Consider the following 21,895-nt stretch of genomic DNA (forward strand, 5'->3'; position numbering starts at 1 on the left):
ATGAAAAAAAATTCTATTATGATACAAGGAACAGGGTCATCTGTTGGAAAAAGTATTATGGTTGCAGGACTATGTAGAGTAATGATGCAAGATGGTTATAATGTTTCCCCATTTAAATCACAAAATATGGCACTGAATTCTTATATAACAGAAAATGGACTTGAAATGGGTAGAGCTCAAGTAGTTCAAGCAGAAGCGTGTGGAAAGAAACCTTCTGTAAAGATGAATCCAATACTACTTAAGCCATCTGCAGAAAAAAAAGCTCAAGTTATTGTTAATGGAAAAGTATATTCAAATATGTCAGCTAAAGAGTATCACGAATATAAGCTTGAACTTAAAGATGTTGTTAAAAAGGCATACGTTTCTTTGTCAAATGAATCTGATTTTGTAGTAATTGAAGGAGCAGGCAGTCCAGCTGAAATTAATTTAAGAGAAAAAGATATTGTGAATATGGGTATGGCAGAAATATCTGATTCTCCAGTAATTATAGTTGGCGATATTGATAAAGGTGGTGTATTTGCTTCACTTTATGGGACTATTATGCTTTTAACGGAGAAAGAAAGACAAAGAGTTAAAGGAGTAATAATTAATAAGTTTAGAGGAGATATAGAAATACTTAAACCAGGACTTAAAATGCTTGAAAATTTAATTAAACTTCCAGTTTTAGGAGTAATGCCATTAATTGATGTTCAAATTGAAGATGAAGATAGTTTGTCTGATAGAGTGAAAAAATCTTATAGCAAAAAAGCTCAAATTAATGTTGAAGTTCTATACTTACCTCATGTATCAAATTTTACTGATTTTGATGTGTTTGAAACCCAAAATGATGTTAATCTTCGCTATGTAATGAGAGGAGAAAGTATAAATAATCCGGATATTTTAATTATTCCCGGATCAAAAAATACTATTGAAGATCTTGTGTATTTAAAGAACACAGGTTTAGATGAACAAATAATTAGACTTTCTAAGAGAGGAAAATATGTTGTAGGAATTTGTGGCGGATACCAAATTCTTGGAAGAAAAATAAGGGATCCTCATTTCACAGAAAGTGCAATAAACGAGATTAATGGAATTGGACTTCTTAGTGTAGAGACTGTGTTCGATATTGAAAAAGTAACTACTCAGGCTATAGGCACAATTGATGGAGCTTTTGGAGAAGACTTTAAAAATAAAGAGTTTGAGGTTAAAGGCTATGAAATTCATATGGGTGAAAGCAAATTAATTGATGGTGCTAAGCATTTTATAAATCTTAATATGAGGCTTGATAAAGAAGTTAATATAAAAGATGGTTCAATTAATGAACAAGGAAATGTTTTTGGAACTTATATGCATGGTATATTTGATAATTTGGAATTTACAAGATTTTTACTAAATAATATTAGAAAAGAAAAAGGTTTAGATGAAATTGAAAATGCAGGAATGAAATATAGTGATTTTAAAGAAATACAATACAATAAACTAGCCGATTCAGTTAGAAAAAATATAGATATGGAAAAAATATATGATATTCTTAAATGTTAGCATTGTGGCAGTCGCAATTGCTTATAATTTAGATCAATTATTTGGCGATCCATATTGGTTTCCTCATCCTGTAAGATTTATCGGAAAGTATATAAATTTTTTAGAAAAAAAACTTAACTTAGACAAATATAACAAAAAATTTACTGGACTTGTTTTATTATTAATTGTAATGACTACCGTTTATATTTTAATATTTTGGATATTAAAAATTAGTTCTTTTAATAGTATTTTTAAACTTATCATTGAATCTTTTATTATTTATACAATCTTTGCAACTAAGTGCTTATCGCTTGAGGGCAAAAAAATCGCTATAGCACTTAAAGAAAATAATACTGAAAAAGCAAGGCAGCTTATTTCTTATTTAGTATCTAGAGATACAGAAAATATGAATGAAAAAGATATTGTTAAAGCAACTGTTGAAACATTAACCGAAAATATTGTAGATGGCATAGTTTCACCAATATTTTTCCTAGCAATTGGAGGAGCACCACTCGCTTATTTGTATAAATCTGTAAATACGCTTGATAGTATGGTGGGATATAAAAACAAAAAATATATTGATTTTGGGTGGGCATCTGCAAGATTTGATGATTTATTAAACTATATACCTGCAAGACTAGGAGCTCTATTAGTTGTTTTGAGTGCTTTTATTTTACGATTAAATTATAAGAATTCTTTTAAAATTATGCTTAGAGATAGATTTAATCACTCAAGTCCTAATAGCGCTTATCCTGAATCTGCAGCAGCAGGAGCGTTAGACATTGAACTTGGCGGAAAAGCAAGTTATTTTGGGAAAGTTGAAAACAAGCCTACAATGGGTGATGATAATAAAACTCCAAATTACAGAGATATTGAAAATAGCGTTTACTTAGTGAATCTAGTTTCAATAATTTCTATAGTACTACTTATTATATTTAGAGTTGTATTTTTCTAAAAAAACTTAAAATATTGTTTTAGAATGGATGTGTTGAATGAAGAAGTATGAACATGGAGGAAATATATACGATTTTGCTAAAACCAACAATATTGATAAAGAAAAAATTATTGATTTTAGTGCAAATATAAATCCGCTTGGCATAAGTGAAAAAGCAAAGAGGGCATTTTATAAATCAATTGATATGGTTTTAAATTATCCTGATCCAAACTATAAAAAACTTAAAGAAGCAATATCTTTGTTTCATAATGTAGATATAAAGTATATTAACCTTGGAAATGGAGCAATTGAACTTATTTATAAAACTTTTAGGATTATTAAAGCAAAGAAAGCATTAATAGTATCACCTACCTTTGTTGAGTATGAAAAGGCACTACTTTCAGTAGGGGCTAAGGTAGACTATTTTGTACTAAAAGAAGATAATGATTTTGAAATTGATATTGATAAATTAATTCTTCTAGCAAAAAACTATGAATTAGTTGTTATTTGTTCTCCTAATAATCCAACTGGAAAAGTTATTAAGAAAGAGAACATAGAAGAACTTATGAAAAATGCTACGCTAAATGATTATAAACTATTTTTAGATGAAGCATTTATTGATTTTTATGATGAAAAAAATTCTATGATAAATCGCTTAGAAAATTTTGATAATTTATTTATACTTAGGTCACTAACGAAATTTTTCGCTATTCCAGGTTTAAGAATTGGATATATGCTTACTGCGAATGATGAATTTACTAGTAAGTCAAAAAGAGTTAATATTCCTTGGTCAATAAATATACCTGCAGAGCAGGTGGCTATAAAATCTTTAGAAGATCTGGATTATATAAAAGAAAGTAAAGATTATATTAGCAAAGAAAGAGATAGAGTGTATGAAAAACTAAGATCTTTTAATTATCTAACGCCCTATAGATCATATGGAAATTATATTATGTTTAAATCATTAAAAAATATAGATCTTAAAAAAAGACTTATTAAAAATAATATCATGATTAGAGAATGTTCAAATTACGTTGGTTTAAATAAGAACTTTTATAGAATTGCTATAAAAAAAATAAATGAAAACAATAAATTGTTAAAATTATTAGAGGAAATTTATGAGTAAAATACTAGAAGTTAGGGTTCCGTGTAGTGCAGGTGAATTTTTGCAGGGTGAGTATAAAGGTGTTGAAGCACTTGTTTCTTGTCCTATAGATATATATTCTACCATTACTATAGTAAAAGGTATTTCTAAAAATAAGTTGCTTTCAAAATCTCTTAAGGCTATTAAAAATTTTAAAGAAAAATATAAAATATCAAATACGAAAATGGATAATATTAATTTGACAATTGATTCACCACTTCCATACGGAAAAGGTTACGCTACTAGTACATCAGAGATTGCTGGTATTTTCATTGCGTTAAGCACGTATTTTAAAAAAGATTTTTCTATAGAAGATATAGCTATATTTTGTGCTAATATTGAACCAACAGATAGCATTTTTTTAAATGATTATATGATTTTTGATCATCTAAATGGAAATATACTAAAAAAAAGGAAAGTCACTTTGGCTGGTAAAAAAGTAATTATTATTGAATCAAATGAAACTATTGATACAATAAATTTTAGAAAAACCAATCAATTTAGCATTAAGCCTGATTTAACTAATGAATTTGATGAATTTTTTAAAGGAATAAATACTAATGATTTCAAATTGGTATTTAACTCATTAAAAAGTAGTTCTATTAATAATCAAAAAGTGATTTTTAAAGAAAAATTACCAAAAACACTTGAAATAGCTTTGAAGTATAATTCGATTGGGGTAAATATTGCACATAGCGGTAGCTTGATAGTTATTATATATGATGAAGATTTTAATCAAATTGCTTTTATTGATGAAATGAAAAAAGAAAATTGTATATTTAAAAATGATATAGTGAGATATGCTATGATAAGTGAAGGTGGCTATAGTATTAACGATTATAGAAAGTAGGTGCATTGTGAACAAAGTATCGATTGTAAAATGTAAAGATTATTTCTATGACGATGTAAAAAATTCATTAGTTCGTTCTATAAAAAATATTGGTGGTTTAAATAAATACTTGAATGATGGTGATAAAATACTGCTTAAAGTAAATCTACTTATGAAAAAAAGTCCTGATAAAGCGACTACGACTCATCCTATTTTTGTTAAAGCTTTAGCTGACATTTTACTTGAAAATGGTTATAAAGTGTTAATTGGAGATAGTCCAGGTGGTCCTTTTAATGAAAAATCACTTTCTGCAATATATGAGGTAAGTGGTTTTAATAAAGAATATGGATTTGAAAGTGAAATGCTTAATTGGAATTTTAATGAGTTTGAAAAAGAATGTTTAAGTTGCAAGTTATCAAAAAAAATAACTACAGTAGATTTTCTCAACGATATAGATAAAGTTATCTCGGTATCAAAATTAAAAACTCACGCAATGATGAAATTTACTGGTGCTGTAAAGAATATGTTCGGAACTATTCCAGGAATAAAAAAAGCAGAATATCATTTTAAAATGCCTGATGTAAATGATTTTGCAGATATGCTTGTTGATGTTTGTATAAATGCAAATCCTATCCTTTCTTTTATGGATGGAATTGTAGCTATGGAGGGAGCTGGTCCATCAAATGGTGATCCTGTAAAATTAGGACTTGTTTTAGCATCTACTAGTCCTTATAAATTAGATAGAGTAGCAGTTGAAATTATAAATATGAATTATAAAGAAGTACCTACGGTAAGAAAATCTATTGAGAGGGGCTTTGTTTCAAATGATTTTAATGATATTATTATTGTAGGTGAAAAAATTGATGAAGTTAAATATTCGAATTTTAAGTCGCCTAGTATTAGAAGTGTGTCTTTTTTAAGAGATGGCACACCTGTTTTTATTAAAAAGGCTGTAGATAGATTATTAAAACCTAGACCAAAATTTAATCATACAATTTGCGTTGGATGCGAAGAGTGTTTTAAAGCTTGCCCTCCAAAAGCCATAATTATGAAAAGTAAAAAACCATTTGTAAATTTAGAAACATGTATTAGGTGCTATTGTTGTCAAGAACTTTGTCCGGTAGGAGCTGTTGAAGCGTATAGACCATGGTTATTAAGAAAGATTGTGAAAATTTAGTGCGTATTTAAAGTAACATAGGGGTAGTAATGATTTAAGAAGTACAAATACCATTATAAAATAGGAGGAAATTTTATGAAAGTGGAGTATATTAATCCGTTTATTAAAGCAACAACATCAGTTTTAAAACAAATTGCTAATATAGATTTTAATATGGGAAAACCATATATAAAAACTAGTCCATATGAGACAAAAAATTTAATTATATTAGTAGGTATTACAGGTGAAATGAGAGGACAAGCTGCTATTAGCATGGATCTTAATCTGGCAAAGAAAATTGCATCATCTATGATGATGGGGATGCCTGTAGATGAACTTGATGAACTAAGTAAAAGTGCGATTTCTGAGCTTGGAAATATGATTATGGGAAATACTGCTACTCTTTTATTTAATACTGGCGTAAGCATTGATATAACACCGCCTACACTTATGATTGGAGAAAGCGTAAGTATGTCTTCAGGATCTATGCAAACAGTTGGAGTGCCATTAACTAGTGAAATAGGAGATATTTCTTTAGATATCTCAATAAAGGATTAAAGATGTCAATTAATATAGTATTATATCAACCTGAAATTCCACCGAATACAGGGAATATTGCAAGAACATGTGCAATAACTGGGTCAAAACTTCATTTAATTAAGCCTCTAGGCTTTTCAATTGATGATAAAGCCGTAAAAAGAGCTGGTCTTGATTATTGGCACTTAGTAGATTTAGAAGTTCATGAAAATTTAGATGAGTTTTTAAAAAAATATGGAAAAGAAAAGATTTTTTTAGCTACTACAAAAGCCACTAAATATTATCATGAAGTGAATTTTACAGACAATTGTTTTATTGTTTTTGGTAAAGAAACTGCGGGGCTACCTAAGGAACTTCATGAAATCTACAAAGAAGGAAGAATTAAAATTCCTATGATAAATAATGTTGCAGCTAGAAGTCTTAATTTATCAAACTCTGCAAATATTATTGTCTATGAAGCATTAAGACAACTAGATTTTAAGGGATTATTATAGTAAGATAATATTGAACATTAAAAGAATAAAATTCTACTTTTAATGTTCTTTTTATGTGTTAAAAAATATAAAATGTATTAAGATGGAAATGTTGACTTATTGTATGTTGTTTTTCTATTTTAGTATAAAAAGGGAGAAGAATATGAATTCTATGGGAGCTATGATTGCGCTTCAAGTCTTTGGGGGACTAGGTCTATTTTTGTATGGAATGACACTGATGAGTGAGGGTCTTGAAAAAGCCGCTGGTAATAAATTAAAACAAATAATAGAGGCATTAACAAGAAATAGAATTGTCGCTGTTGTAGTAGGAGCAGCAGTAACAATGGTAGTTCAGAGTTCGAGTGCAACTACTGTAATGGTCGTTGGTTTTGTAAACGCAGGTATTATGAATTTAACGCAAGCGATTGGAATTATTATGGGGGCAAATATTGGTACTACAGTAACAGCTCAATTAGTATCAATTAACTTAACTGCGCTTGCTCCTGTAACTATTGGAATAGGTGTTGTTATAAAACTTTTTTCGAAAAATTCATCGTTAAAAAAATATGCTGATATTTTTATAGGTTTCGGTATTTTATTTTTAGGAATGGACACAATGAAACATGCTATGAAACCACTTAGAGAATATGAAGGCTTTACAACTTTATTAACAAGTTTTGGTAGTGGACGCTTAATTGATACAGCTCTTGCTATTTTTACAGGATTTGCAATTACGGCAATTGTTCAGAGTTCAAGTGCTACAACTGGTATTTTAGTTGCGCTTGCTGGAAGTGGTCTATTAAATATTTATGCAGCTTTTCCAATCTTACTTGGAACAAATATTGGAACATGTGTTACAGCAATGATTTCATCAATAGGTGCGTCAAAAACTGCTAAAAGAGCAGCATTAATGCATTTATTATTTAATGTTATGGGAACGCTAATTTTTATAATACTTTTAGCTGGACCTACTATAAAATTAGTAACTTATTTAGATTCAAATTCAGCAAGGCAATTAGCTAATGCACATACTATTTTTAATATAGCAAACACTTTACTATTACTTCCTTTTGCAGGACTAATTGTTAAAATGGTTGAAAAAATAATTCCAGAAACTGAGGAAGAAGAAATTGAAGAAATTAAGGGTATAAAGTACTTAGATGATAGAATTCTAGAAACTCCTTCGATTGCACTTCTTCAAGTTACTAAAGAAATACTTCATATGGGGAATTTGGCTAAACTGTCTTATGCGAATGCTATGAATTCATTTATGAATAATGATATAAAACTTGCTAAAGAAACGTTTAAGATTGAAGAGGTAATAAACTTGATGGAAAGAGAAATAACAGAGTATCTTGTTAAACTCTCTAATACTTCTGTATCTCAAAATTCTAGGGAACGTATAGATGGACTTTTTTCTACTATAAATGATATTGAAAGAGTGGGTGATCATGCAGATAATATTGCTGAACTTTCTATTGAAAAAGGAGAAAAGTTTTTAGCGTTTTCCGATTCAGCGATAGAGGAACTTAAAGATATGAGTGAAAAAACAATTTTATCCTTTTCTGATTCATTGACATGTTTAAAGGAAGCTGATATAAAACTAGCGCAAAAAATTATTGAAAGAGAAGGAGAAATTGATGTGCTAGAAAAAACATTGAGAAAAAAACATATCAAAAGACTAAGCGAGAGGAAATGTCAAGCAAATTCAGGTGTTATATTTTTGGATATCATTAGCAATTTAGAGAGAATTGGTGACCATGCTTCAAATATTGCTTATGCTGTAATTTATGAATAGAAATTATAAATAAATTAATATTGCAATTGGGGGAGAAAATGAGTATAAGAATAATCACAGATAGCGTATCGGATATTCCAAAATCTATTTCAAATGAGTTAAATATAAGAGTAGTACCTCTTAGTGTTAATTTTGAAGATAAAGTATATAAAGATGGCGTAGATATTAATAACGAAGAGTTTTTTAATAAATTAATATCTTCTAAAAAACTACCAAGAACTTCGCAAGTTACGCCAGGTGAATTTATTAATGTTTTTAAAGAAGAATTATTAGAACATGAATTTTTAATTGTAATTTTAATGTCATCTAAATTAAGCGGAACATATAATGCGGCGATTAAGGCTAAAGAGTATATTAATAGTGATAAAATTGTTATAATAGACTCAAAAGCAATAAGTTTTGGATACGGAATGATCGTTATTGAAGCTGCTAGAATGGTGATAAATGGTAAATTAGAAGTAGAGGTAATAGATAAAATAAAGTATATGGTCAGGAATATGCAATATTTTTTTGTTGTAGATACTTTAGAATACCTTCTAAAAGGTGGTAGATTATCTAAAACTGAAGCCGTTATTGGTAAAATATTAAATGTTAAGCCAATTATTACAATAGTTGATGGCCAGTTGAAAGCTATTGATAAAGTTCGGGGAAGAAAGAAAGCATTTAAATGGATTTTCAATTGGATAGACCAAAATAAAATTGATTTATCTGATAAACAAATTGGTATTTATCATGCTACTAGTAAAGAAAATTTAAATATATTAAGAAGCGCTATTGAAAAAAATTATACGTTTAAGGAAATAATTGAATCTGAAGTAGGTTCAGTAGTTGGAACTCATGCCGGACCGGGATGCCTTGCAATAAGCTTTTTAAAATAATATATTTTTATATAGTATTTGATAAAAAAGTATCAATTGATAAAAAAAAGTATTGCATTTGGATTTTTTATGCTATATAATCAACATGTAAGTAGACAAAATGTTAACAAACGTTAACATATATGTACAATCGGATGAAGAATCAGGGAGAGAATCATTTAATTGATCGCCGAAGGAACAAATCTCTGCTATGCCAGTAGTGATGAATTTCTCAGGCAAAAGGACCGGATTTTGACGATACTCTGAAAAGTCTTTTAATAGACACCGAAGGGGCAATCTTTGAAAAAAGAGAATCTCTCAGGTTACTATAACAGAGGAGAAACGGCATTTATGCTGTTTCTCCTGTTTTTGTTTTTGTTTCTATATTTAGGATTGGATGTGTGTGTATGAAATATGTAATTATTACTAATAATAAATTAGTAAATGAGTATTACTTAAACGAAATTAATTTCAAAAATTTAGAAAAAATAATTTTTATGGAAACTGCTAGTTTTATTAATGTTCTTGAATTTGCAAGAGATAGTATTCATAAAGGTCATAAATTACTTACTCATCCTTTAACGGGTAGTGTTAAACCATACGAAACACCATTTAAATCAGTTGTCATTTCGAGTGAAACAACTGAAATGGATTTCGAATCGCTAAATATTATTGAAAATAGTATTGAAGTTACAAAAAAATTTCTAAGAGATTACAAGCCAAGAAATTTAAAGGAAAAGCATTTAAAAGATTTTATGATTATTGATAAAAGTTTAATTGATAGTGGTATAGAAAGTATTAATCAGGTTTATTAAATTTTAAGACCAAATTTTTAAGGAGGAACTTTTAAGTGGAAAAAATATTTGATGTTGTAGTAATTGGAGCAGGCCCTGCTGGACTTTCAGCTGGTTTATATGCTGCTAGAGCAAAGATGAATGTGTTAGTTTTAGAAAAAAGCAGAACAGGTGGACAAATTGTAACTACTGAAGAAGTTGCAAACTATCCTGGTTCAATTCCAGAAGCTACTGGTCCAAGTTTAGTAGCTAGAATGGTAGAACAATGTGAAGAATTTGGAGCTGAAATTTTAAAAGATTCAGTACTTGATATAGATCTCGATTCGGATATAAAAATTATAAAAACAAATAGTGGTAAAAATATAAAAACGAAATCTGTTATTATTGCAACAGGTGCTTCACCTAGAAAACTTGACTGTCCAGGTGAGAGCGAATTAACTGGTAAAGGAATTTCATACTGTGCTACATGTGATGCTGATTTTTTTACTGATTTGGAAGTTTACTGTATTGGCGGCGGCGACACTGCTCTTGAAGAAGCTATGTACTTAACTAAGTTTGCTAGAAAAGTAAATGTTGTTCATAGAAGGGATGAGTTTAGAGCTGCCAAATCAATTGTTGAAAAGATAAAAGCTAATGATAAAATCAATTTAATTTATGATTCGGTTGTAGAAGAAATTAAAGGTGATGGAATTGTTGAATCTTTAGTACTTAAAAATAAAAAAACTGGCCAACTAACTGAGCATCTTGCAGATGAAGAAGACGGAACTTTTGGTGTATTTGTGTTTGTTGGTTATATTCCACAAACTGAATTGTTTAAGGGCAAAGTAGAACTTGATGAAAGAGGATATTTTTTAACTGATTCTGATATGAAAACAAATATTGAAGGTGTGTTTGCTGCAGGAGATGTGAGACAAAAGTCATTAAGACAGGTAGTTACAGCAACTGCTGATGGTGCGATAGCCGCGGTACAAGCTGAAAAATATATTGAACATAAATTTAGCTAAACTATTAGGCATTCTTCATTAGAGTTTAATAGTCCTAGGAAGAATGCTTATTTTATTATTACAAATGTTAAATTTATAACTACATTTTATTGCTATTTTTTCAAAAAATTTATAGCAAAATATTTTAAGAACGTTATTAAAAAGGAGGTAAAAATGTTAATTTTATCAAAAGATAATTTTAGTGAAGAAGTTTTAGAATCAAGTGGATTAACTCTTGTTGATTATTGGAGTGATTCATGTGAACCATGTAAGGCGCTTATGCCAGATGTAGAGGTTCTTTCAAATGAGTATGAAGGAAAAGTTAAGTTTTGTAAACTGAACACTACTAAAGCTAGAAGACTTGCAATTTCACAAAGAGTTTTAGGACTTCCAACTATTGTATTATATAAAGATGGTCAGAAATTGGCTGAAGTTACAAAAGATGATGCTACAAAAGATGGTATCAAAAAAATGATTGAAAGTAATTTGTAAAAGTTTTTAACCAACCACTTGGTTGGAATAAAGAGGAGGTGAACCTTTTGCGTTTAGAGATTGGTGAAATTTTAATTAAAGATGTACAATTTGGTGAAGTATCAAAAATTGAAAATGGAACTTTATATGTAAACAAAGAAGAAATAATCAAGTTGGCAAGTGAAGATGAGCATTTAAGTAAAGTAGATGTTGATTTAGCAAGACCAGGTGAAGAGGTAAGAATAACACCTGTAAAAGACGTGATTGAGCCTAGAGTTAAAGTCGAAGGCAAAGGTGGTATTTTTCCTGGAGTGATTAGTAAAGTTGATACTGTAGGAGAAGGAAGAACTAACGTACTAAAGGGTGCTGCAGTTGTTACTTGTGGTAAAATTGTCGGATTCCAGGAAGGTATTATTGATATGACTGGAGTTGGCTCTGAATTTACACCGTTTTCAAAATTAAATAATGTAGTGGTAATTCTTGAACCTAAAGAAGGAATTGAACCATACCAATATGAAGCTGCAGCAAGAATGGCTGGACTTAAAATAGCAACATATTTAGGTGAATTATCTAGAGAATTAACTCCAGATAATATTGAATCTTTCGAAACAAAACCAATGTTTGAGCAAGCAAATGAATATCCAAAATTACCAAAGGTAGGCTATGTTTATATGCTTCAAACTCAAGGTTTACTTCATGACACTTATGTTTATGGAGTGGATGCAAAGAAGATTGTACCAACAATTCTTTATCCAACAGAAATTATGGACGGAGCAATTTTAAGTGGTAACTGTGTTTCAGCATGTGATAAAAATACTACTTATCATCATCTAAATAATCCGATTATTAAAAATCTTTATAAAGAGCATGGTAAAACAATTAATTTTATGGGCGTAATTATAACTAATGAAAATGTTTACTTAGCTGATAAAGAAAGATCATCAAATTGGACTGCAAAGTTCACAAAATTCTTAGGACTTGATGGAGTTGTTATTTCCCAAGAAGGTTTTGGTAATCCTGATACAGATTTAATTATGAACTGTAAAAAGATTGAAGCTGAAGGCGTTAAAACTGTTATTGTAACTGATGAATATGCTGGCCGTGAAGGAACTTCACAATCACTTGCAGATGCGGATGCTGCAGCCAATGCTGTTGTAACTGGTGGAAATGCTAATGAAACTATAATTCTTCCTCCAATGAAAAAAATAATTGGAATGTTAGATTTTGTTGATGTAGTTGCTGGTGGGTTTGATGGTTCTCTTAGAGAAGACGGAAGCATCGAAGCTGAAATTCAAATTATTACAGGTGCTACAAATGAACTTGGATTTAATAAAATGTCTGCAAAGACATATTAATAATTTATAGAAAAAAATAAAAAAATAAAGGAGACTTAAAATGAGTATTTTAGATAATAAAAAAGTAATCATTATTGGTGACAGAGACGGTGTTCCTGGCCAAGCTATGGAAGAATGTGTTAAAACTCATTCAACAGCTGAAGTTGTTTATTCTGCAACTGAATGCTTTGTCTGAACTGCAGCAGGAGCAATGGATTTGGAAAATCAAAACAGGGTTAAAGCACTAGCTGAGGAGCACGGTGCTGAAAATGTAGTAGTATTATTTGGAGCATCTGAAGCTGAAACTTCAGGACTTGCCGCTGAAACAGTAACAAATGGAGATCCTACTTTTGCAGGTTCGCTTGCTGGAGTAAGTCTGGGCTTAACTGTATATCATGCAGTTGAACCTGAATTTAAAAGTTCTGTTGATGCTGATGTTTATGAAGAACAAGTAGGTATGATGGAAATGGTACTTGATGTTGATGCAATAATTGAAGAAATGTCTTCAATTAGAAAAGATTTTTGTAAATTTTTATAAACCCTAAACCTAAACCAAATCATTGTAAAAAAAACTCAGTTTGAGTTTTAAAAAATTTGAGATCCTTTTGGAATCAAAAAAAATATTCGAAGGGAGGTACCCTCTGTAAAATCGTTTTCGATTTTGAGGCTTATTATGAATAAAATTAAAGTTGTACATTATATAAATCAATTTTTTGCCGGTATCGGTGGAGAAGAAAAAGCAGATATTAAAGCAGAGTCAAGAGAAGGTGTTGTAGGACCAGGAATGGCATTAAACGCTGCATTTAAAGAGGAAGCTGAAATTGTAGGAACTATTGTTTGTGGTGACTCTTACTTTAATGAAAATTTAGAGGAAGCAACATCTGATATACTAGAAATGATCAAAAAATTTGATGCTGATTTATTTATAGCAGGTCCAGCATTTAATGCTGGTAGATATGGTACTGCATGTGGTACTATATGTAAAATAGTCAAAGATGAACTTGGAATACCAGCTATTACTGCTATGTATGAAGAAAATCCTGGTGTGGATATGTATAGAAAAGACTTATTTATTATTTCTACATCAAATTCTGCTGCTGGTATGAGAAAAGCGGTTCCTGCTCTTTCAAAACTAGCTCTAAAATTAGCAAAAAAAGAAGAAATTGGCTCACCTAAAGAAGAAGGTTATCATGTTCGTGGCATGAGAAAAAATTATTTTTCGGATAAAACTGGTGGTGAAAGAGCAGTTGATATGTTAATAAAGAAATTAACTAATGCTCCTTTTGAGACTGAGTATCCAATGCCTATATTTGATAGCGTAGAACCTGGAAAAGCGATTAAAGATCTTTCTAAAGCGAAAATAGCTTTAGTAACATCAGGTGGAGTAGTACCTAAAGGAAATCCTGATAGAATTGAAGCTTCTTCAGCTTCTAAATATGGTAAATATTCTTTAGTTGGCGTACAGAATTTAACGGGAGACACTTACGAAACTGCACACGGTGGATATGATCCAACTTATTGTAATGCAGATTCAGATAGAGTGCTACCGGTTGATGTACTTAGAGAAATGGAAAGTGAAGGTAAAATTGGTAAACTTCATGATTACTTCTACTCAACAACTGGAAATGGAACTTCTACTAAAAATTCTAGAGCATTTGCAGATGAATTTGCTCAAGAACTACTTGCTGATGGTGTAGATGCTGTTATACTAACATCTACATGAGGCACTTGTACTCGTTGCGGTGCAACGATGGTTAAAGGTATTGAAGCAACAGGACTTCCAGTAGTACATGTTGCTACTGTAGTTCCAATTTCGCTTACTGTAGGAGCTAATAGAATTGTTCCTGCTGTAGCTATTCCATTCCCATTTGGCGATCCTTCGCTTCATAAGGAAGAAGAAAAAGCAATAAGACGAAAAATCGTTTCAAAAGCTCTTGAAGCATTAACAATTGAAATTACTGAACAAACAGTATTTGATTGGAAATAGTATGAAATATTGAGCTGAGGCCTTGCCTCAGCTTTTTAAAAATAATTTATTTGGAGGCGTTATAATGAGTTATGCAGTTTTAAAAGCAGCGGGATATGTATTAGTACATACACCTGATATGGTAATTCATAATGGAACTACTCAAACAGTTGAAAAGCAAACAAATCCTGATTCTGAGTATTTGAAAAAAGTTCCTAATCATTTAAGAAGTTTTGAAGAAGTAGTTCAGTATGTTCCAAACCAAGTTTATATTGGAAATGCAACACCTGATGAATTAGGTAAAATTGAAAAACCTTGGGTAGATAAAAAAATAGATAATGCAGATAGATTCGGGAAATTCGGTGAAGTTATGCCACAAAATGAGTTTTATGCACTATTAAAATCTTCAGATGTTTTTGATCTAGTTAAATTTGAAAAAAGTTTTCTAGAAAGTGTTAAGAATGATTATTCTAAGCATAAACTTGCTACTGAAGAAGAACTTAATGATTTGAATAATGGAATTGATTTTGATGAAATAGAGAAATTGGTAAAAGAAAGTGGATCTGAAGGAATATACAATGGTGGTAAACTTGTAGGATGCGTAAAAAAAGCACATGATTTGGATGTTAATCTAAATGCACATGTTATGTTTGAAAACTTAGTTGTGAAAGCTTCAGGAGTTTTAGCATTTAAACATTTACTAGCATTAAACAATATTGATCCTAAAAGTATTGACTATGTAATTGAGTGTTCAGAAGAAGCTTGTGGAGATATGAATCAAAGAGGCGGCGGAAACTTTGCTAAGGCAATTGCTGAAAAAGCTGGTTGTGTAAATGCTACTGGTTCAGATATGAGAGGATTTTGTGCTGGACCAATACATGCTGTTATCGCGGCTGCGTCACTAGTTAAAGCTGGAACTTATGACAATGTGGTTGTTGTCGCAGGTGGAGCTACTGCTAAACTTGGGATGAATGGTAAAGATCATGTTAAAAAAGATCTACCAATTTTAGAAGATGTTTTAGGTGGATTTGCTATTCTTATTTCTAAAAACGATGGAATTAGTCCAATAATTAGAAATGATTTAGTTGGAAAACATAATGTAGGTACTGGTTCATCACCACAAGCAGTTATTCAGTCTCTTGTAACTGCACCGCTTGACAAAGCAAATCTTAAAATTGTTGATGTTGATAGATATTCTGTAGAAATGCAAAATCCTGATATTACAAAACCAGCTGGCGCTGGAGATGTTCCAGAAGCAAATTATAAAATGATTGCTGCGATTGGAGTAAAAAGAAAAGAACTTGAAAGAAAAGATATTTTGACGTTTGCAGGTAAACATGGAATGCAAGGTTGGGCGCCAACTCAAGGCCATATTCCATCAGGAATTCCTTATATTGGTTTTGCACTTGACGATTTAACTAGTGGCAATCTTAATAGAGCTATGCTAGTTGGAAAAGGTTCGCTTTTCCTTGGAAGAATGACAAATTTATTTGATGGAGTTTCTGTAATTATTGAAAGAAATGAAGGCTTATCTGAAGAAAATTCATCCAATATTTCTAAGAGTGAAATAAATAAAATGATTGCAGAGGCTATGAAGGGTTTTGCAGCTCAATTATTAAGCGAATAAAGGGGTGTTACAATGTCTGAAAATAAAGAAGTAAAGAAGATACTTGGTAATGCTTTTCTTGAAATTGCTAGTGCAATTGAAACTGGGAATTTTGCTTCGAAAGTTAAAATTGGTATTACCACATTAGGCAGTGAGCATGGTATTGACAATATAGTGAAGGGTGCTGAAAAAGCTGCATTAACTGCAGATTATGAAATAGTTTTAATTGGACCTAAAGTAGATACCAATCTTGAAACTATAGAAGTTAATTCAGAGGATGAAGCTCATAAAAAAATGGAAGACTTACTTGATTCAAATTATTTAAGTGCTTGTGTTACTATGCATTATAGTTTTCCAATAGGTGTGTCTACTGTTGGAAGAGTTATCACACCAAGCTATGGTAAGGATATGTTTATTGCAACTACAACTGGAACTTCTGCTACTAACAGATCTGAGGCTATGTTTAAAAATACACTTTATGGTATTATTGCCGCTAAATCGATGGGAATAAAAAATCCAAGTGTTGGAATATTAAATGTAGATAATGCAAGAATTGTAGAACGTGCATTAAAGGAATTATCGAATAATGGATATAATATTAACTTTGGTGAATCAAAACGCGCTGATGGAGGTCTAATTATGAGGGGAAATGACCTTTTAATGGCTTCGGTTGATGTTATGGTCACAGATACATTAACAGGAAATATTTTAATGAAAATGTTCTCTTCATATAGTACTGGTGGTAGTTACGAAGCACTTGGTTATGGTTATGGTCCTGGAATAGGTTTTGATTATAAAAGAAATATTTTGATTCTTTCAAGAGCTTCTGGAGAACCTGTTGTTGCAGGTGCTTTAAGTTATGCGGCTTCACTTTCTAAAGGTAATTTAGTAGAAAACACAAAAAAAGAATATGAAGATGCAAAAAAGGCCGGACTAGAAGAAATAATTAAGGGTTTTTCAAAAGAAAACAAATCAAAAGATGAAAAAGAAATTGTAATGCCTGCAAAAGAAGTAGTAACAGGCTCAGTTTCTGGCATAGATATTATGGATTTAGATGATGCATGCAAAGCACTTTGGGCTAAAGGAATTTATGCTGAAAGTGGAATGGGATGCACGGGTCCAATAGTTATGGTAGGAGAAAAGAATGTTGAAAAAGCCTTATCTGTATTAGCAAATGCAGGATATTTGGCAAAAAATTCTTCTCCTTGTTAATAAGTAAAATAAATTTATATAATTTAAAGCATATATTGACGATTAAAGTCAATATATGCTTTTTATATATTGAAAAAAAAGGTCATATGTTCACTTTAGCAAAAAAATAAAAAAATTTTATAATAATTATACACAAGAATTTTGTTCGTATAATTAGCATAAAAATCAAAAAAAATCTTTGTAAACTTATCATACAAGTTCAAAACATTGAAAAATACAGCTATTGTTGAAATATACAGTGAAATTAAAATTTTCAAATATCATTTTTTTTATCTAAATTAATTTTTATTAGATAAAATATACAAAAAAATTTGTAAAAAGACTATAAAATTGCAAATATGTATTGATTAAATGACCTATATTTGGATATAATGTAATTGTGTCTTATATTAATTTATGAGTAATGAAAATTGTGTTAATTATTAACTTATTTCTAAAAACATCTACATAGAAAAATTGTTTTAGAATTAATTGCATGTTGTCATTATTCAAACTATTTGGAGGAGGAAGAAAATGAGTAAAAAAACTATTTCGTTATTATTAGTTGTTATGCTTGTTGGAGCAATGTTAGTAGGGTGTTCATCTAAACCAGCTGACGACAGCGCTGCAACTGCACCAACTGAAGAGAAAAAAACACCAGTTGTTATGGGTATGATTTCTGATACTGGTGGACTTGGTGATCAATCTTTCAATGATTTAGCTTGGGCTGGACTTGAAAAAGCTGCTAATGAATTAGGTGTAGAAAGAAAAGTACTTGAGTCAGAAAGTGCTGATGATTATTTCCCTAACCTTTCATCATTTGCTGAATCAGATGCACAATTGATTGTTGGTGTTGGATTCTTATTTAACGAAGCAATGGCACAAGCTGCAGAAAAATTCCCAGACAAAAACTTTGCTATCGTTGATTCATTTGTTGATGCTCCAAACGTAGCTTCAATTACATTTGCAGAAAACGAAGGTTCATTTGTTGTTGGTGTTATCGCTGGTCTTAAAACTGAAACAAATAAAATTGGATTTATTGGCGGAATGAAATTCCCACTAATTCAAAAATTTGAATATGGTTTTAGAGCTGGTGTAAAATCTGTTAATCCTGATGCTGAAGTTTTCGTTAACTATGCTGATTCATTCTCAGATGCTGCAAAAGGTAAAGAAATTGCATTAGTACAACATCAAAAAGGTGCTGACGTAATTTATCATGCTGCTGGTGGAGTTGGAGTTGGACTTATCCAAGCTGCAAAAGAGCAAAACTTCTGGGCAATCGGTGTTGATCAAGATCAATCTGCTTTAGCTCCAGAAAATGTATTATGTTCAATGAACAAAAAAGTTGATGTTGGTGTATTCCAAATCGCTAAATCTGTAGTAGATGGAAACTTTAAAGGCGGAGCTAACGTATTCAATATTGCTAATGGTGGTATTGGTTACTCAGATGATGCTGGAAACTTAACTCCAGAATTAAAAGATGCTGCTGATAAATATATGCAAGCAATTAAAGATGGTAAATTTGTAGTACCTGCAACTGAAGAAGAATTCAATGCTTTTGAAGTTCCTCAGTTATAGAATATACTTGATTTATTAATTCAAAAAAGATATAATAAGGAGTCAGGTGTCAAGGACATCTGGCTCATTTTATTTTTCAAAGATATGGAGGGGAAAAAATGCCTAATGTTGTTGAGATGAAAAATATCACAAGGGTATTTCCGGGAGTTGTAGCTAATGATAAAATTAATTTTTCTTTAAAAAAAGGTGAAATTCATGTATTACTTGGTGAAAATGGCGCGGGAAAAACAACATTGATGAATCAACTATATGGTTTGTATGAACCAACTTCAGGTGAAATTTTTATCAATGGAAAAGAAGTAAAAATTAAAGATCCAAATGTTGCGATAGGCTTTGGAATAGGAATGGTACATCAGCATTTTATGTTAGTTGAGCCATTTACTGTTGCTGAAAACATAATACTTGGAATGGAGCCTAAAAAAGGTATTAAACTTGATATGGAAAGAGCAATAAAAGAAGTTAATGAGATATCGGATAAGTATGGCTTAAAAGTAGATGCTAATGCTAAAATCCAAGATATTTCAGTTGGTATGCAACAAAGAGTAGAAATATTAAAAGCGCTATATAGAGGTGCGGATATTTTAATACTTGATGAACCAACTGCGGTACTTACTCCGCAAGAAATTGAAGAGTTAGCTGAAATTACAAGAGCTTTGACGAAACAAGGAAAATCTATTATTCTTATAACGCATAAATTAAAAGAAGTTATGGCAATGAGTGATAGAGTAACTGTAATTAGAAGAGGTAAGATGATTGATGTATTAAATAATTCTGATACAAATATTGATGAGCTTGCTGAACTTATGGTAGGAAGAAAAGTTAATCTTGTTGTTGACAAAGAGGAAAGAAAACCAGGGGAAGCTGTCCTACAAGTTAAGAATTTAACTTGTAAAGATAATAGAAGTTTACCCGCTTTAAAAGGAATCACCTTTGATGTGAAAGCTGGTGAAGTTTTTGCAATTGCAGGTGTTGATGGAAATGGTCAAACAGAACTTGTTGAAGTAATAACTGGACTAAGAAAATCTGATTCAGGTGAAATTGACTTACTTGGAAAAAACATTACACATCTTGCAACAAAAAAAATAATTGAAATGGGCGTATCGCATGTTCCAGAAGATAGACATAAAAGAGGACTTGTTTTAGAACATACTCTTTATGAAAATGCTATTTTAGGAAATCATGATCATGAGCCGTATTCAAAAAATGGAATTATGAAGTACGACGTTATCACAAAACATTGTGTTGATTTAATAGAGGAATTTGATGTAAGAACACCAAATGAAAAAGTTCTTGCAAGATCTCTCTCTGGTGGTAATCAACAGAAATTGATTGTTGCTAGAGAATTAGTAAGAGATCCTGAATTATTGATTGTATCGCAACCAACAAGAGGTGTAGACGTAGGTGCAATTGAATTTATTCATAAAAGAATTGTAGCTGAAAGGGATAAGAATAAAGCCGTATTACTTGTTTCATTAGAACTTGATGAAGTTATGGCTCTTGCTGATAGAATAGCAGTTGTATATGATGGAAATATAGTAGGTATAGTTCCTGGAAAAGAAGCAACTGAAAAAGAACTAGGCATTATGATGGCTGGTGGAAAAATTGATAAATACGTACAAAAATTAGTATAAGGAGATGTGAAAATGAATAAAGAAAACAAATTAAAAATATTTGTAGATAATATAAAATTTCCTTTACTTGCAATATTCTTATCATTTATTATAGGATCTATATTTATTATTGCAGTTGGGAAAAATCCAATAGTTGCATATGCAGCGTTATTTTCTGGAAGTTTAGGTGGTTTACCTAAAATTGGTGAAACTTTACTTAAAACTACTCCTCTTATATTTACTGGACTTTCAATTGCTTTCGCTTTTAGAGCAGGACTTTTTAACATTGGTGCTGAAGGGCAGTATATAATGGGTGCAATTTCAACCGTTGCTGCAGCATGGATTTTTAGAGATTTACCAGGAGCTATATTAGTTGTGGTAATTATTTTTGCTGGCGCAATTGGTGGTGGCCTTTGGGCAGCTATTCCAGGTATATTAAAAGCAAAACTTGGAGTACATGAAGTAATTGTTACAATTATGCTTAACTATACGGCATTATTTTTTAGTAACTATGTGGTTAGAAAAGTACTTAATCCTTCACTATTACAGGGAACGGAGCAAAAGGCATATACAGTATTAATTCCAGAAAAAGCTAGACTTACTCAATTACATGAATTTATACCTCAATTTGAGTATTCAAGTGTTAATACAGGGATTTTTATTGCAATTTTCTGTGCATTTGTAATTTACTTTTTATTATTCAAAACTACTTTAGGTTACGAATTAAGATCAGTTGGAAATAATAGATACGCAGCTGAATATGGTGGAATTAGTGTTTCAAAAAATATAGTACTTTCTATGGTTATTTCTGGTATGCTTGCAGGACTTGCTGGTGCTGCTACGGTTGCAGGATTAACTTTTAAAGTAGATCAAGCATCAGGAATGCCTGGATATGGATTTACTGGTATCGCAGTTGCGTTGGTTGGTAAAAATCATCCACTTGGAGTACTTGCAGCGGCATTACTATTTGGTATTTTATCAAATGGAGCTAGAAAAATGCAAATTGCTGGAATACCTAAAGAAATCGTTGGTATTATCCAAGGTGTAATTATTGTATTTATTGCTGGTGAAGCTATTCTTAAATACTTACCTAGCTTAAAGAAAAAAGATAAAAAAACAAAGGAGGTAGCGTAG

Annotated in this window: 20 protein-coding genes and 1 riboswitch; all 20 genes read left to right on the plus strand. The window is 30.9% G+C overall.

Going from position 1 to position 21,895, the window contains the following annotated elements:
- The 20 genes from AACH12_RS05285 (at position 1) to AACH12_RS05380 (ending at position 21,895) form a co-directional block, all read left to right on the plus strand.
- Positions 1 to 1,521, plus strand: a complete 1,521-nt coding sequence (locus AACH12_RS05285) for a cobyric acid synthase (protein ID WP_338537017.1) — start codon at positions 1 to 3, stop codon at positions 1,519 to 1,521.
- Positions 1,502 to 2,455 carry a cobalamin biosynthesis protein gene (locus AACH12_RS05290; RefSeq protein ID WP_338537018.1) on the plus strand — a complete coding sequence of 318 codons (954 nt, stop codon included), beginning with the start codon at positions 1,502 to 1,504 and terminating at the stop codon, positions 2,453 to 2,455. Before AACH12_RS05285 ends, AACH12_RS05290 begins: the two co-directional genes overlap by 20 nt.
- A gap of 37 nt (positions 2,456 to 2,492) precedes the next feature.
- Positions 2,493 to 3,560 carry a threonine-phosphate decarboxylase CobD gene (gene cobD, locus AACH12_RS05295; protein WP_338537019.1) on the plus strand — a complete coding sequence of 356 codons (1,068 nt, stop codon included), beginning with the start codon at positions 2,493 to 2,495 and terminating at the stop codon, positions 3,558 to 3,560.
- The gene (locus AACH12_RS05300) at positions 3,553 to 4,428 is read left to right on the plus strand and encodes a GHMP family kinase ATP-binding protein (protein WP_338537020.1); all 876 of its coding nucleotides are present in this window, start codon (positions 3,553 to 3,555) and stop codon (positions 4,426 to 4,428) included. Before cobD ends, AACH12_RS05300 begins: the two co-directional genes overlap by 8 nt.
- Positions 4,429 to 4,435: 7 nt before the next feature.
- Entirely contained in the window at positions 4,436 to 5,584 is a 1,149-nt protein-coding gene (locus tag AACH12_RS05305) for a DUF362 domain-containing protein (RefSeq protein ID WP_338537021.1), read from the plus strand.
- A 75-nt stretch (positions 5,585 to 5,659) separates the two neighbouring features.
- Positions 5,660 to 6,121, plus strand: a complete 462-nt coding sequence (locus tag AACH12_RS05310) for a chemotaxis protein CheX (RefSeq protein ID WP_338537022.1) — start codon at positions 5,660 to 5,662, stop codon at positions 6,119 to 6,121.
- 2 nt (positions 6,122 to 6,123) lie between these two features.
- Positions 6,124 to 6,594: a tRNA (uridine(34)/cytosine(34)/5-carboxymethylaminomethyluridine(34)-2'-O)-methyltransferase TrmL gene (gene trmL, locus AACH12_RS05315; RefSeq protein ID WP_338537023.1), complete on the plus strand. Its 471-nt coding sequence runs from the start codon at positions 6,124 to 6,126 to the stop codon at positions 6,592 to 6,594.
- Positions 6,595 to 6,736: 142 nt separating this feature from the next.
- Complete coding sequence (locus AACH12_RS05320; RefSeq protein ID WP_338537024.1) at positions 6,737 to 8,371, plus strand: Na/Pi cotransporter family protein; 1,635 nt, start codon at positions 6,737 to 6,739, stop codon at positions 8,369 to 8,371.
- A 38-nt stretch (positions 8,372 to 8,409) separates the two neighbouring features.
- Positions 8,410 to 9,249, plus strand: a complete 840-nt coding sequence (locus AACH12_RS05325; RefSeq protein WP_338537025.1) for a DegV family protein — start codon at positions 8,410 to 8,412, stop codon at positions 9,247 to 9,249.
- A gap of 134 nt (positions 9,250 to 9,383) precedes the next feature.
- Positions 9,384 to 9,486: riboswitch (glycine riboswitch) on the plus strand.
- 149 nt (positions 9,487 to 9,635) lie between these two features.
- Complete coding sequence (locus tag AACH12_RS05330; RefSeq protein WP_338537026.1) at positions 9,636 to 10,043, plus strand: GrdX family protein; 408 nt, start codon at positions 9,636 to 9,638, stop codon at positions 10,041 to 10,043.
- Between the two features lie 35 nt (positions 10,044 to 10,078).
- The gene (gene trxB, locus AACH12_RS05335; RefSeq protein WP_338537027.1) at positions 10,079 to 11,026 is read left to right on the plus strand and encodes a thioredoxin-disulfide reductase; all 948 of its coding nucleotides are present in this window, start codon (positions 10,079 to 10,081) and stop codon (positions 11,024 to 11,026) included.
- A 153-nt stretch (positions 11,027 to 11,179) separates the two neighbouring features.
- Positions 11,180 to 11,497 carry a thioredoxin TrxA gene (gene trxA / locus AACH12_RS05340; RefSeq protein ID WP_338537028.1) on the plus strand — a complete coding sequence of 106 codons (318 nt, stop codon included), beginning with the start codon at positions 11,180 to 11,182 and terminating at the stop codon, positions 11,495 to 11,497.
- A 47-nt stretch (positions 11,498 to 11,544) separates the two neighbouring features.
- On the plus strand, positions 11,545 to 12,831 hold the full coding sequence (locus tag AACH12_RS05345) for a glycine/sarcosine/betaine reductase component B subunit (protein ID WP_338537029.1): 1,287 nt from the start codon (positions 11,545 to 11,547) through the stop codon (positions 12,829 to 12,831).
- Between the two features lie 40 nt (positions 12,832 to 12,871).
- The gene (gene grdA / locus AACH12_RS05350) at positions 12,872 to 13,348 is read left to right on the plus strand and encodes a glycine/sarcosine/betaine reductase complex selenoprotein A (protein WP_338537030.1); all 477 of its coding nucleotides are present in this window, start codon (positions 12,872 to 12,874) and stop codon (positions 13,346 to 13,348) included.
- 135 nt (positions 13,349 to 13,483) lie between these two features.
- Complete coding sequence (gene grdB / locus AACH12_RS05355; protein WP_338537031.1) at positions 13,484 to 14,797, plus strand: glycine reductase complex selenoprotein B; 1,314 nt, start codon at positions 13,484 to 13,486, stop codon at positions 14,795 to 14,797.
- 64 nt (positions 14,798 to 14,861) lie between these two features.
- Positions 14,862 to 16,403: a glycine/sarcosine/betaine reductase complex component C subunit beta gene (grdC, locus tag AACH12_RS05360; protein ID WP_338537032.1), complete on the plus strand. Its 1,542-nt coding sequence runs from the start codon at positions 14,862 to 14,864 to the stop codon at positions 16,401 to 16,403.
- A 12-nt stretch (positions 16,404 to 16,415) separates the two neighbouring features.
- Positions 16,416 to 17,594, plus strand: coding sequence for a glycine/sarcosine/betaine reductase complex component C subunit alpha (gene grdD, locus AACH12_RS05365; RefSeq protein ID WP_338537033.1), 1,179 nt, complete (start codon positions 16,416 to 16,418; stop codon positions 17,592 to 17,594).
- A 513-nt stretch (positions 17,595 to 18,107) separates the two neighbouring features.
- Complete coding sequence (locus tag AACH12_RS05370; protein WP_338537034.1) at positions 18,108 to 19,151, plus strand: BMP family lipoprotein; 1,044 nt, start codon at positions 18,108 to 18,110, stop codon at positions 19,149 to 19,151.
- A gap of 98 nt (positions 19,152 to 19,249) precedes the next feature.
- On the plus strand, positions 19,250 to 20,782 hold the full coding sequence (locus AACH12_RS05375) for an ABC transporter ATP-binding protein (protein ID WP_338537035.1): 1,533 nt from the start codon (positions 19,250 to 19,252) through the stop codon (positions 20,780 to 20,782).
- Between the two features lie 12 nt (positions 20,783 to 20,794).
- On the plus strand, positions 20,795 to 21,895 hold the full coding sequence (locus AACH12_RS05380) for an ABC transporter permease (protein ID WP_338537036.1): 1,101 nt from the start codon (positions 20,795 to 20,797) through the stop codon (positions 21,893 to 21,895).

This window comes from Helicovermis profundi (assembly GCF_033097505.1).
Lineage (GTDB): Bacteria > Bacillota > Clostridia > Peptostreptococcales > Acidaminobacteraceae > Helicovermis > Helicovermis profundi.

Excerpts from the sequence above, each read along its gene's own strand:
- AACH12_RS05380 (WP_338537036.1), top strand. The coding sequence starts at position 20,795 with ATGAATAAAGAAAACAAATTAAAAATATTTGTAGATAATATAAAATTT.
- AACH12_RS05320 (WP_338537024.1), top strand. The coding sequence starts at position 6,737 with ATGAATTCTATGGGAGCTATGATTGCGCTTCAAGTCTTTGGGGGACTA.
- trmL (WP_338537023.1), top strand. The coding sequence starts at position 6,124 with ATGTCAATTAATATAGTATTATATCAACCTGAAATTCCACCGAATACA.
- AACH12_RS05310 (WP_338537022.1), top strand. The coding sequence starts at position 5,660 with ATGAAAGTGGAGTATATTAATCCGTTTATTAAAGCAACAACATCAGTT.
- AACH12_RS05375 (WP_338537035.1), top strand. The coding sequence starts at position 19,250 with ATGCCTAATGTTGTTGAGATGAAAAATATCACAAGGGTATTTCCGGGA.
- AACH12_RS05330 (WP_338537026.1), top strand. The coding sequence starts at position 9,636 with ATGAAATATGTAATTATTACTAATAATAAATTAGTAAATGAGTATTAC.
- AACH12_RS05370 (WP_338537034.1), top strand. The coding sequence starts at position 18,108 with ATGAGTAAAAAAACTATTTCGTTATTATTAGTTGTTATGCTTGTTGGA.
- cobD (WP_338537019.1), top strand. The coding sequence starts at position 2,493 with ATGAAGAAGTATGAACATGGAGGAAATATATACGATTTTGCTAAAACC.
- AACH12_RS05325 (WP_338537025.1), top strand. The coding sequence starts at position 8,410 with ATGAGTATAAGAATAATCACAGATAGCGTATCGGATATTCCAAAATCT.
- AACH12_RS05300 (WP_338537020.1), top strand. The coding sequence starts at position 3,553 with ATGAGTAAAATACTAGAAGTTAGGGTTCCGTGTAGTGCAGGTGAATTT.
- AACH12_RS05285 (WP_338537017.1), top strand. The coding sequence starts at position 1 with ATGAAAAAAAATTCTATTATGATACAAGGAACAGGGTCATCTGTTGGA.
- grdC (WP_338537032.1), top strand. The coding sequence starts at position 14,862 with ATGAGTTATGCAGTTTTAAAAGCAGCGGGATATGTATTAGTACATACA.
- grdD (WP_338537033.1), top strand. The coding sequence starts at position 16,416 with ATGTCTGAAAATAAAGAAGTAAAGAAGATACTTGGTAATGCTTTTCTT.
- trxA (WP_338537028.1), top strand. The coding sequence starts at position 11,180 with ATGTTAATTTTATCAAAAGATAATTTTAGTGAAGAAGTTTTAGAATCA.
- AACH12_RS05290 (WP_338537018.1), top strand. The coding sequence starts at position 1,502 with ATGATATTCTTAAATGTTAGCATTGTGGCAGTCGCAATTGCTTATAAT.